13 protein-coding genes and 2 pseudogenes are annotated in these 10635 nt (G+C 59.2%); 8 read left to right on the forward strand and 7 right to left on the reverse strand.

All coding sequences use genetic code 11. From position 1 onward, the window contains the following. The first annotated feature begins 88 nt into the window (after nucleotides 1–88). Nucleotides 89–547 carry an Lrp/AsnC family transcriptional regulator gene (locus O8B93_RS15425; RefSeq protein ID WP_269710822.1) on the forward strand — a complete coding sequence of 153 codons (459 nt, stop codon included), beginning with the start codon at nucleotides 89–91 and terminating at the stop codon, nucleotides 545–547. A 65-nt stretch (nucleotides 548–612) separates the two neighbouring features. Here the strand turns inward: O8B93_RS15425 and O8B93_RS15430 are convergent, their stop codons facing one another. Beyond that, nucleotides 613–1518, reverse strand: coding sequence for a LysR family transcriptional regulator (locus tag O8B93_RS15430; protein ID WP_269710809.1), 906 nt, complete (start codon nucleotides 1516–1518; stop codon nucleotides 613–615). 124 nt (nucleotides 1519–1642) lie between these two features. Here O8B93_RS15430 and O8B93_RS15435 point away from each other — a divergent pair, with 124 nt between their 5' ends. Further along, entirely contained in the window at nucleotides 1643–2509 is an 867-nt protein-coding gene (locus O8B93_RS15435; protein WP_269710810.1) for an aldo/keto reductase family oxidoreductase, read from the forward strand. A 90-nt stretch (nucleotides 2510–2599) separates the two neighbouring features. Here the strand turns inward: O8B93_RS15435 and O8B93_RS15440 are convergent, their stop codons facing one another. Next, nucleotides 2600–3493, reverse strand: a complete 894-nt coding sequence (locus tag O8B93_RS15440; RefSeq protein WP_269710811.1) for a LysR family transcriptional regulator — start codon at nucleotides 3491–3493, stop codon at nucleotides 2600–2602. A gap of 158 nt (nucleotides 3494–3651) precedes the next feature. Between O8B93_RS15440 and O8B93_RS15445 the strand changes: the two genes are divergently transcribed. Then, the gene (locus tag O8B93_RS15445; protein ID WP_269710812.1) at nucleotides 3652–4296 is read left to right on the forward strand and encodes a hydrolase; all 645 of its coding nucleotides are present in this window, start codon (nucleotides 3652–3654) and stop codon (nucleotides 4294–4296) included. Nucleotides 4297–4516: 220 nt separating this feature from the next. On the opposite strand, the gene O8B93_RS15450 is transcribed toward O8B93_RS15445, so the two are convergent. Continuing rightward, nucleotides 4517–4924, reverse strand: a complete 408-nt coding sequence (locus O8B93_RS15450) for a low affinity iron permease family protein (protein ID WP_269710813.1) — start codon at nucleotides 4922–4924, stop codon at nucleotides 4517–4519. 172 nt (nucleotides 4925–5096) lie between these two features. Between O8B93_RS15450 and O8B93_RS15455 the strand changes: the two are divergent. The 3 genes and pseudogenes from O8B93_RS15455 to O8B93_RS15465 all read left to right on the forward strand — a co-directional run. Beyond that, nucleotides 5097–5189: pseudogene (locus tag O8B93_RS15455) on the forward strand (3-oxoacyl-ACP reductase); the annotation flags it as partial. A gap of 10 nt (nucleotides 5190–5199) precedes the next feature. Next, nucleotides 5200–5355, forward strand: a pseudogene (locus tag O8B93_RS15460) (L-rhamnose mutarotase); the annotation flags it as partial. Then, on the forward strand, nucleotides 5321–5662 hold the full coding sequence (locus tag O8B93_RS15465) for an L-rhamnose mutarotase (RefSeq protein ID WP_405049066.1): 342 nt from the start codon (nucleotides 5321–5323) through the stop codon (nucleotides 5660–5662). The pseudogene O8B93_RS15460 and the gene O8B93_RS15465, both read left to right, overlap by 35 nt. A gap of 29 nt (nucleotides 5663–5691) precedes the next feature. On the opposite strand, the gene O8B93_RS15470 is transcribed toward O8B93_RS15465, so the two are convergent. The 4 genes from O8B93_RS15470 to O8B93_RS15485 form a co-directional block, all read right to left on the reverse strand. Beyond that, complete coding sequence (locus tag O8B93_RS15470; RefSeq protein WP_269710814.1) at nucleotides 5692–6351, reverse strand: GntR family transcriptional regulator; 660 nt, start codon at nucleotides 6349–6351, stop codon at nucleotides 5692–5694. Further along, nucleotides 6269–6691: a GntR family transcriptional regulator gene (locus O8B93_RS15475; RefSeq protein ID WP_269710815.1), complete on the reverse strand. Its 423-nt coding sequence runs from the start codon at nucleotides 6689–6691 to the stop codon at nucleotides 6269–6271. Before O8B93_RS15475 ends, O8B93_RS15470 begins: the two co-directional genes overlap by 83 nt. A gap of 81 nt (nucleotides 6692–6772) precedes the next feature. Then, nucleotides 6773–7822 carry an ABC transporter ATP-binding protein gene (locus tag O8B93_RS15480; protein ID WP_269710816.1) on the reverse strand — a complete coding sequence of 350 codons (1050 nt, stop codon included), beginning with the start codon at nucleotides 7820–7822 and terminating at the stop codon, nucleotides 6773–6775. A 40-nt stretch (nucleotides 7823–7862) separates the two neighbouring features. Further along, the gene (locus tag O8B93_RS15485; protein ID WP_269710824.1) at nucleotides 7863–8915 is read right to left on the reverse strand and encodes an aldo/keto reductase; all 1053 of its coding nucleotides are present in this window, start codon (nucleotides 8913–8915) and stop codon (nucleotides 7863–7865) included. Between the two features lie 67 nt (nucleotides 8916–8982). Here O8B93_RS15485 and O8B93_RS15490 point away from each other — a divergent pair, with 67 nt between their 5' ends. Further along, nucleotides 8983–10125 (forward strand): Gfo/Idh/MocA family protein, encoded by a 1143-nt coding sequence (locus tag O8B93_RS15490; RefSeq protein WP_269710817.1) that lies wholly within the window; start codon nucleotides 8983–8985, stop codon nucleotides 10123–10125. Nucleotides 10126–10393: 268 nt separating this feature from the next. Further along, nucleotides 10394–10635, forward strand: a 242-nt coding sequence (locus O8B93_RS15495; protein ID WP_269710818.1) for a UxaA family hydrolase, incomplete at its 3' end; no start/stop codon positions are given.

Consider the following 10635-nt stretch of genomic DNA (forward strand, 5'->3'; position numbering starts at 1 on the left):
CAGGTTACACGCGGTAGAACCAAAATATCTTGCATTCTGGAGCGTGGAAATGTCTCCTGAAGCAAGATATTGCGGAGAAAGAGGGTTTATGTCGCAGAAAATTGCAGATCAGATCGACAGGCGGATACTGAGGGAATTGTCAGCTGACGCGCGAATCACGAACAATGAACTCGCGGAGCGAGTGGGGCTGTCAGCATCGGCATGTTTGCGGCGGCTTCGGCGGCTGGAGGAACTGGGCGTTATCAAGGGTTATTCCGCCATCATCGATCCGGCGTTCGAGGGATGGACAATGACGGCTCTCGCATCCGTCCGCCTTAGCCGCCAGCACGATGACGAAATCCGGATGTTTGAGGCGGCCGTTCTTGACTGGGCGGAGGTCCTCGAATGTCATCTGGTCACGGGTTCGAGGGATTACATGCTCAAGATCATGTGCGGTGGGTTGGATGACTACGAGCGTTTCATCAAGGAAAAAATCGCAAAGCTGAAATGCGTCGATACCATCGAGACTAGCTTCGTGATGAACACGATCAAGGCGCGTCGCATCTGATGCCGATTTCCGGCGCTCCGCCTCGGCAAATGTGAAACGTATCACTGCGGCTGCTGAACCGATCCTTATTCTACCTTTCTTCCGCTTTTGACGAAATCAATGAAGGCGCGAAGAGGTGCTGGCACCAGGCGACGACCAGGGTAGTAGAGATAGGGCCCCGGAAAGCTCAGCCACCAGGGCTCCAGCAATGGCTCAAGTGCGCCGCTCGCCAGATGCGGTTCCAGCCAATCCTCGAAGAGATAGATGACACCCATGCCGGCAATGGCGGCGCTGACGCCGAGATCCGTGCCTCCGCCCGATTGCACGAGAAGCTGGCCCGGCGGATCGATGATCATCGTCTCGCCATCGCGCTCGAATTCCCACGGCGGGATGGCCCGGCCGGCGAAACGGCCCCGGATGCACGCGTGCTCAAGCAGTTCCCGCGGATGGGTGGGGCGCCCTCGCGTTGCAATGTAGCCCGGTGCTGCGGCAAGGGCGAAGCGCTGCGTGCGGGGACCAATCGGCACGGCAATCATGTCCTGCTCAAGCCGCTCATCATAGCGGATACCGGCGTCGCAGCCGGCGGAAATGATGTCGACAAAATTTTCGTCGGTGGCAATTTCCAGGCGAATATCCGGATAGGCTGCCAGAAAAGGCGGAACGATGTCAGGCAGAACCAGCCGGGCGGCACTGACGGGAACGTTGAGCTTCAGTGAGCCGGCCACCTGGTCCCGGTCGCCACTTATCTGGTCGAGCGCCGAGCGGATTTCGGCAAAGGCGGGATCCACCCGGCGAAGCAGTTCTGCGCCGGCTTCGGTTGGCAGAACGCTGCGGGTCGTGCGGTTGAGGAGGCGCACCCCGAGTTCGTTTTCAAGACGTTTAATTGCATCGCTCAGTGCCGACGAACTCATACCACTCGCACGCGCAGCCTGGCGGAAACCACTGGCGCGGGCGACCAGCAGGAATGCGCCGATATCGTTGAAGTCCGGCATGACTGTATCCCTCTGCGGCGTTTATATTGTCCGGAATGACGGACAGGCTGTTCTAACTATAGCGAATTGTGACTCCAATGATATCGCCTCTATAGTGGTGACAGGAACAGCGGAGAAACCTCAAATGTCGACACTCGACCAGTCTGGAACTTTTCACCTTGCAGGCCGCAATATCAGGCGGCTGGGCTATGGCGCGATGCAGTTAGCCGGTAAAGGCGTCTTCGGCCCTCCGAAAGATCGCGAGGAAGCGATCGCGGTACTGCGGGAAGCCGTGGATAGCGGCGTCAATCATATCGATACGAGCGATTTCTACGGCTCCCACATTACCAATCAGATTATTCGCGAGGCACTGCATCCCTATGCGGACGACCTTCTGATCGTCACAAAGGTCGGTGCGACCCGTGGTGACGATGCCTCCTGGAATGCCGCTTTCTCGAAGGAAGAGCTGACCCAGGCAGTTCACGATAATCTTCGCAACCTGGGTAAGGAGGTACTTGATGTCGTCAATCTCCGGGCCATGTTCGATGTTCACGGCCCTGCCGAGGGATCGATCGCGGCATCGCTTGAAGTTCTGGCAGATCTGCAACGGCAGGGGTTGATCCGGCATATCGGCGTCTCGAACGTGACGCCGCGGCAGATCACGGAAGCCGGTAAAATGGTGGAGATCGTCTGCGTGCAGAACCAATACAATCTGGCGCATCGACAGGACGATGCCCTGATAGATACGCTCGCAGCACAGGGCATCGCCTATGTTCCATTCTTTCCCCTTGGTGGTTTTTCTCCGTTGCAATCGACAGTGCTCTCAGACGTCGCTACGCAACTGAACGCCTCGCCGCTGCAGGTGGCACTCGCCTGGCTCCTGAAGCGATCCGACAATATTCTGGTTATTCCCGGAACCTCTTCGCGAGCGCATCTGCGTCAGAACCTTGCGGCCGCATCTCTTGATCTTCCGGACAGTGCCATGACCGCTCTTGCCGCGATCGGCGGATGAATTCTCTACAGTTTCGGGAGAAGAGCATCTGATCCTGCGGAGTTGGCCGAAAGGCCGTTGTTCTTGAAGACGTTTCACTCCGTTCACGTTTTAACTATCCACACCCCAAAGTTCCGGGGTCCGTTTAAAATACTCCGTCAGCATCTCGGTCAGCACCCGCACTTTGCGAGCGGGATGCTGGCTCGGCGGACGCACGACATAGACGGCCCCCGGAGGAACCGGATAGCGCGTCATGATCGGAACCAACGCGCCGGAGGCCAGATGTGCATGTGTGATGCAGTCGGGAAGCCAGGCGATGCCGAGACCTGCAGCCGCCGCTGCGGCAAGCGCCGTGGCACTGTCGGCCTTGAACTTGCCCTGCGGCTGAACCGTGACGATCCTGTCACCATCCATGAATTGCCAGGCTTCCGTTCCCTGCATCAAAGCCTGATGGTTGACGAGCTGCTCGACCATCTCAGGGGAACCATGCGCTTTGATGTAAGCGGGGCTGGCGACAAGCTTGCCATGGATCGGCCCAACGCGCTTCGCGATCAGGTTCGAGTCCTGAAGATAGGCACCCCGGATCGCGCAATCAAAACCCTCTGAGATGAGATCGACGAAACGATCGCTGTAGGAGGTATGGATGTGAAGCTGCGGGTGCTGGCGCGCCATTTCCGCGAGCACGGGGGCGAAGTGGGTGGGGCCGAAAGTAAGTGGCATTGCGACCCGCAGACGGCCGTGCAGCTCGCCGGCGGGGAGGATCGTTTCCCGGGCCGTATCGATCTCGGCGCTGGCCCGGGCGGCATGGTCCCTGAAGGTGATCCCCGCCTCCGTGAGGGCGGCACCGCGCGTTGTCCGCGCAAGAAGCTGGACGCCAAGCTCCGCCTCAATCCGAAAGAGCCGACGGCTGACGATTGACTTGGAGACGCCGAGCCGGCGCGCAGCGGCCGAGACGCCACCTGCATCGGCCACTGCGACGAATGTCCGTAGATCTTCGATGTCCATTCCGGCGTTCCTCATTTCGCGACACAGCTTGCCAGATTATGGCACTATCTCGCCGCCAAAAGGAACATCAAACTGCTTCCCGACAACGTCGCCCGCTGGCGCGTGTGTCTCTCTCTCAAACCCATCGCCGTCCATGGCGGCAGAGAAAGGAAGTCTTGATGACCCTTCGTAACGGCCTCGATTCTCTTCTTCGTCCCGAAGATTCGGTCCTCGTTCTGATCGACCATCAGCCCTACCAGCTCGCAAATCTCAACAGCCACGATCCGCACATGGTGGTCAACAATACGACCGCTTTGGCGAAGCTGGCAAAAGCCTTCAATGTTCCGACCATTCTCACCAGCGTGATCGCGGCGCGCGGTGGACTTCTCTTCAAGCACATCACCGACGTATTTCCGGATCAGGACGTCATCGATCGCACCTGGGTGAACACCTGGCAGGACGAGAATGTGGTGAACGCCGTCAAGGCGACCGGTCGCAAGCAGCTGATCATCGCCGGCCTGTGGACCGAGGTCTGCGTCGCAATGCCCGTGATCCAGGCCGTCGGCGAAGGCTGGGACGTGACCGTGATCACCGACGCGTCGGGTGGAATTTCGAAGGAATCCCATGAAGTTGCCATCCAGCGAATGATCACGGCCGGCGCGAATGTGATGACCGTCATGGCACTTGCCGGAGAATGGCAACGCGATTGGGCGCGTACCGAACATGTCGAGGCACTGACCGAGATTCTCATCCAGCACTTCGGTGGCAGCGGCATAGCCTATCTTTGGGAACAGCAGCTTCTCAACACACCAGTGGTTGGCTGATCCCAGCCCGTATGGCAAACATTTCGGTGAGGGCCGGAACCGTCATCTATCGGCCTTTACCACCTTAATGCCGCCCGCCCCCAGGCAAGGGGTGGTGCAGCAATGTAATCATGAGAGCGGCCGCTATGATTAACCGCCCCCCGGATGCCCTTCGTTCGCGGGTCTTTCGCGATCTATCCAAACTGGACGCAATATACCTTGCCCAGGTTCCTGCCGCAGCTTAACGCCTGGAAAGCAATCGAGCCATCGCATGATGCGGGGAAGGCTTGCCAGTTTCCGGTGCGTTATCTCTTTCCAGACGTGCGCGGATGTCCTCGATTTCCTCTTCGGTGAGATGCTCGATCCCGATGAAATCACTCCGCGCCTCCTCCACAGCTCGCAGCAATTCGTCCAGCTTTGCCTCCATCGCCGCGGAATCCCGGTTCTGTGAGTTCTGCACGAGAAAAATCATGAGAAAGGTGACGATGGTCGTTCCGGTATTGATGACCAGTTGCCAGACCTCCGAAAACCCAAATAACGGTCCACTGATCCCCCAGACGAGGACAGTACCAAGCGCCACGACGAAAGCGGTCGGAGAGCCGGAAAAGGACGCTATGCGGGTTGCGAAGCGGGTGAAGACCTTGTTCATGACACACCGTATCCCTCAAACCCAGATACCAATCAAAAGCCTGTTAGGGCGCTAAAGCACTAACAAAAAAAGAGAATGATGGTTCCGAAGCGCAACTCACGCCGCGTCGGAGACACCCGCGTGGCTCCAGACAGCGACCGCGGTCATTTCCACATCATGCCAGACAAACCCTCTCCGATCACCGGTCGCATGGCTGGTGAGCCGCGAAAACAGCTTCACCACCGCCTCGGTTTTCGACCTTTCCGGCGGCCGGACGACCTATTGAGGAGCCTTCGATGACACGCATGGGTTTTTGCCTCAACCTCAGGCCCGGTACGGTCGAGGAATATAAAAGGCTGCACGCCAATGTGTGGCCGCAGGTGCTCGAGGCCATCGCCCGCGCCAATATCACCAATTATTCGATTTTTCTCAAAGAACCGGAAAACCTGCTCTGACCTCAGGCCCGGTACGGTCGAGGAATATAAAAGGCTGCACGCCAATGTGTGGCCGCAGGTGCTCGAGGCCATCGCCCGCGCCAATATCACCAATTATTCGATTTTTCTCAAAGAACCGGAAAACCTGCTCTTTGGTTATTGGGAATATGCGGGCGATGATTTCTCCGCCGATATGGCGGAGATGGCCAGGAGCGAGCGGATGCGGCAATGGTGGGCAATCTGCGAACCCCTGCAATTACCCTTCCCGATGCGCCTGCCGGGAGAATGGTGGGCGCAGATGAGCGAAGTCTTCCATATGGAGTAATTGCGCCGATCGTCCTCTTCAATCGCGTTTCAGACGCCGGCAAATCCGCTGGCTTCAATACTGCCGAGCAGTTTCAGCGTATTGCTGAGCGACGTCTCCAGGTGCTCCTTAATCGCCCTTTCGGCCGCTTCCGGGTCATGCGCCTCCAGGGCGTCAACAATGGCGCTGTGCTGCTCGATCGTCGTTTCACCGGCTCCCGGCGAAGGCAGAGACAGAAGACGGCAGCGATCCATCTGCGCCTTGGTAATGTCCACCACGCGCCACAACATCGAATAACCATTGACCTCGGCAATGACCCTGTGAAAGGCGTCATCGTGATCGATCGCATCCTCGAAGCGGCTTCTTTTGACCGAAAGGGCGTGAAGATCGATGATGTCGCGCAGGCGCTGCACGCCATCCGCGCTGATCGTTTGCGCCGCATGGCGAACGCTTTCCCGCTCCAGCGCGATGCGGATGATATAGGCTTCCTGCACCTGCCTGCGGCTGATGCGGGTCACGAAGGTTCCGGCCTGGGCGCGGACGTCGATCAGCCCTTCATCTTCAACACGTTTGACGGCCTCGCGCACCGGCGTCCGCGACGTGCCGAGACGCTCGGCAATCTCTATTTCATTGACCGGCGAACCGGGCGCGAGCCTGCCGGTCACGATGGCGCGGCGAACGAGCTGGTAGATCTGGTCGCGAAGCGGCATATTCCGCGTGATCGTCACGCCACTGAGAAACCACCTGCCTGCGGCTGATGCGGGTCACGAAGGTTCCGGCCTGGGCGCGGACGTCGATCAGCCCTTCATCTTCAACACGTTTGACGGCCTCGCGCACCGGCGTCCGCGACGTGCCGAGACGCTCGGCAATCTCTATTTCATTGACCGGCGAACCGGGCGCGAGCCTGCCGGTCACGATGGCGCGGCGAACGAGCTGGTAGATCTGGTCGCGAAGCGGCATATTCCGCGTGATCGTCACGCCACTGAGAAAYGCCGTCAAATCGGATTTGTCCTGCGCGGAATGGCCGGCACTCGCCGCTTCTTTTGACACGTCCGTATTCTCCCATCAAAAACCGGACCGACCGGCAGAAATTTCTTTAGCCGGTTTCTTGTCCGCAACCAACCTCCCTCATCATTTCGAGACAAGCCGCTCGCCCGATGCGCCGAACAGATGAACCTTGCCCGCTTCCGGTTGCAGATGGATGATCGCCCCCGGCCCGAGATCCAGCCGCTCATGGAAGAGACAATGAACCTGCTGGTTGCCGATTTTCGCCGTTACCATCGTCTCGGAACCGGTCGGTTCGGTCACCACCACTTCGGCGGCAACACCGTTGGGATCGATGCGCAGATGCTCCGGCCGAACGCCATAATGAACGGCGAGCCGGCTCGACCGTAAAGGCAGGGGCAGCATATTGCCGTCGGCAAGCATGAAGCCGTCCTCCACCACCGTTCCGGACAGGAAATTCATAGCCGGCGACCCGATGAACCCCGCCACGAACATGTTGGCGGGATGGTCGTAAATCTCAAGCGGCGAGCCGATCTGCTCGATATGTCCGTCGCGCATCACGACGATCCGATCCGCCATCGTCATGGCCTCGACCTGGTCATGCGTCACATAAACCGTCGTTGTGCCCAACCGCTGGTGCAGTTCCTTGATTTCGGAACGCATCTGCACCCGGAGCTTGGCGTCGAGATTGGAGAGCGGCTCGTCGAACAGAAAGACCTGGGGATCGCGCACGATCGCGCGGCCCATCGCCACACGCTGCCGCTGGCCGCCGGAAAGCTGCTTCGGATAGCGGCCAGTCAATTGCTCAAGACCGAGGATCTGCGCCGCCCGGTGCACCCTGTCGGTGATTTCGGCGGCGGAAGCGCCTTTCAGCTTCAGGGAGAAAGCCATATTGTCGCGCACCGTCATATGCGGGTAGAGCGCATAGGACTGAAACACCATGGCGATATCGCGCTCTTTGGGTTCCAGTTCGTTGACGATGCGGCTGCCGATGGCGATCGTGCCGTCCGAAATATCCTCAAGACCGGCGATCATCCGCAGCAAGGTGGATTTGCCGCATCCCGAAGGGCCGACCAGAGCGACAAACTCCCCGTCGGCAATTGAGAAAGAAATATCCCTCAGGGCTTCAAACGCACCGTAACGCTTGACGATGCTCTCTATGTTCACACTGGCCAAGGCCGCCTCCTCCATATTTGCCTCTATTTCGATTGATCTCTCATGTTTCCATCAAAGCCGGCGTTGGTGCCAGCAGGCCCTTTTCCTGCAAGGCCTGCCACAATTCGTCCGGTATGTCCGTCTCGAACCATCCGACCGATTGCAGCAGCCTGTCCGGATGTTTGGCCCCGACCAGGACAGAAACGACGGCGGGATGGAACAGCGGGAATTGCACCGCCGCAGCCCCCAGCGGCACGTCAAAGGCGGCGCAGACCCGCGCCAACTCCTCCGTGCGCCGCACGATCTCGGCGGGCGCATCCTTGTAATTGAACTTGGCGTTAGAAGCCGTGCCCGTGGCGAGAATGCCGGAATTGAAGACGCCGCCAATGACGATGGCCGTGCCCTGCCGGTGGGCGCGATCAAGCAGCGGCACCGCATCCTGTTCCAGCAAGCTGTGCCGACCGGCCAGCAGGCAGCAATCGAGATGAACCTCGTCCATGGCAGCAGCGATCGCCTCTGCCTCGTTGACGCCGAGCCCAAAACCGGTGATCAGGCCGGCCTCACGCAATTCGCCGAGTGCCCTGAAGCCGCCCGACGTCAATTGCCGCCATAGCGCGGCATTTCTTTCACCATGGGTGAGGACGCCGATATCGTGGATAAAAAGAATATCCAGCCTGTTGGTGCCCATGCGCTGCTGACTGTCATCGAAGCTGCGCATGATGCCGTCATAGCTGTAATCAAAGGTTTCGCGAAACGGCAGCCCGTTCTGCCAGCCCGGATCCAACGGGTTTTTCGGCGGCTCCGGCGGCAGGCGATGACCGGGACGATCATTGGCGAAAAGCCTGCCGACCTTGGTGCTGACGACCGCCTCATCGCGCTGCGGTTCTTCGCGCAAAAATTGCCCGAGCAGATGCTCCGCCCGGGTAAGCCCGTACATCGGCGCCACATCGAAATAACGGATGCCGCACTCCCATGCCGCCTGAAGCGTCGCCAGCGCGTCAGTGGCGCTCACTGGCGCATAAAGCCCGCCAAGCGATGCACAACCCATGCTGAGCGYCGTTACCGAGAGATCAGTGCTTCCCAGACGTCGTTTATCCCCTGCCCGCATCGCAATCTCCTTTGCATTTGCCGATCATTACACTAATATAATGACGGATCAAGGTTCTTTGAGGAGCAAACGCATGGGTAAGATACGTATCGGTCTGGTCGGTACCGGGTTCATGGGCCGCACGCACAGCAACGCATTCCGGCAGGCGCCGGTGTTTTTCCCGGGAAAAACCGCCGTCGAACTCGCCTCAGTCTGCGCCCGCAACGAAGACAATACTGCGAAATTCGCCGCGCTCTGGGGGTATGACAGTTACGAAACCGATTGGCGGCGTCTGGTGGAGCGCGACGACATCGACCTGATCGATATCGCCACCCCCAATCACCTTCATGCCGAGATCGCGCTGGCCGCGGCCGCCAGCGGTAAGATGGTCTCCTGTGAAAAACCTCTAGGCATGTCGCTCGAACAGTCGCAGCAGATGGCGGATGCCGTCGCGGCGGCGGGTGTCGGCAGCATGGTCTGGTACAATTACCGGCGCATCCCGGCCGTAACCTTCGCCAAACGCATGATAGAGGACGGCAGGCTCGGGCGCATATTCCACTATCGCTCGAAATTCCTTCAGGACTGGACCATTTCCGCCGATCTGCAGCAGGGCGGCGCGGGCACATGGCGGCTGGATGAGGCGGCGGCGGGCAGCGGCGTCACGGGCGACCTTCTCGCCCATTGCATCGACACGGCGATGTGGCTGAACGGCCCAATCGCCGAAGTGTGCGGCATGACCGAAACCTTCATCAAGGAGCGCATCCATGCCGCAACCGGCACGCGCCGCCCCGTGACCATCGACGATGCCAGCGCCTTTCTCGCCCGTTTTTCGAACGGATCGCTCGCCACCTTCGAAGCGACGCGCTACGCGCGCGGCCACAAGGCGCAATTCACCTTCGAGATCAATGGCGAACACGGCTCGCTCGCCTGGGATCTGCACGATCTTCACCGCCTGAGCTATTTCGACCATGGCGGAGACGGCGCCACGCGCGGCTGGCGAACCATCCATGTCACGGATGGCGACCATCCCTATATGGAGGCTTGGTGGGTGCCGGGCCTGCAGATCGGCTACGAGCACAGCTTCATCCATCAATTCGCGGATTTTCTCAAAGGCCTGGAAACCGGGCAGCCACTGGTTCCCGATTTCCGGGCGGCGATGCAGACCGATGCCGTCACCGATGCGGTGATCGCATCCGCCCGCTCCGGCAACTGGCAGACGATAGACCGTCCGGATTGAACTTTTGCCGCGCCGGCGCGATTCCGCCCCAGCTGGAGATAACAGGCAGGAATTGCCCCGCCGAAAAATCATCGCGTCACGTGCTCGCCGCGCAAACGCTGCATCTCTTTGTTTTTACATGTTTCAAAAGAAAACCCGGCTTYCMTTTGCCWGAAATGCTCACACGGCAACCCTCTTCAAGTCCCTTGACGATGATACATTATACTAGTATTCCAATATACAGTAGACAACGCATTTCCGGCTTCCGCCTGTTTCACGCAGAGAAATCATGGCTCGCTACATCAAACTGACTGAAACCGATAACATCATCGTCGCCATCGAACCGATCGCGCCGGGTGAGGCCGTGGCAGAGATTGCTGCGCGCGAGCGCATTCCGCGCGGTCACAAAATGGCGCTTCAGGCGATCGCAAGCCGGATGCCCATCGTCAAATATGGCCAGATCATCGGCTTTTCCACGCAGGACATCGAACCGGGGCAATGGGTCCACGAACATAACGTAACGATGCAGAG

Origin of the sequence: Martinezella rhizogenes (assembly GCF_027460065.1) — a bacterium.
GTDB lineage: Bacteria > Pseudomonadota > Alphaproteobacteria > Rhizobiales > Rhizobiaceae > Agrobacterium > Agrobacterium rhizogenes_C.

Excerpts from the sequence above, each read along its gene's own strand:
- O8B93_RS15425 (WP_269710822.1), top strand. The coding sequence starts at position 89 with ATGTCGCAGAAAATTGCAGATCAGATCGACAGGCGGATACTGAGGGAA.
- O8B93_RS15430 (WP_269710809.1), bottom strand. The coding sequence starts at position 1,518 with ATGCCGGACTTCAACGATATCGGCGCATTCCTGCTGGTCGCCCGCGCC.
- O8B93_RS15435 (WP_269710810.1), top strand. The coding sequence starts at position 1,643 with ATGTCGACACTCGACCAGTCTGGAACTTTTCACCTTGCAGGCCGCAAT.
- O8B93_RS15440 (WP_269710811.1), bottom strand. The coding sequence starts at position 3,493 with ATGGACATCGAAGATCTACGGACATTCGTCGCAGTGGCCGATGCAGGT.
- O8B93_RS15445 (WP_269710812.1), top strand. The coding sequence starts at position 3,652 with ATGACCCTTCGTAACGGCCTCGATTCTCTTCTTCGTCCCGAAGATTCG.
- O8B93_RS15450 (WP_269710813.1), bottom strand. The coding sequence starts at position 4,924 with ATGAACAAGGTCTTCACCCGCTTCGCAACCCGCATAGCGTCCTTTTCC.
- O8B93_RS15470 (WP_269710814.1), bottom strand. The coding sequence starts at position 6,351 with ATGCCGCTTCGCGACCAGATCTACCAGCTCGTTCGCCGCGCCATCGTG.
- O8B93_RS15490 (WP_269710817.1), top strand. The coding sequence starts at position 8,983 with ATGGGTAAGATACGTATCGGTCTGGTCGGTACCGGGTTCATGGGCCGC.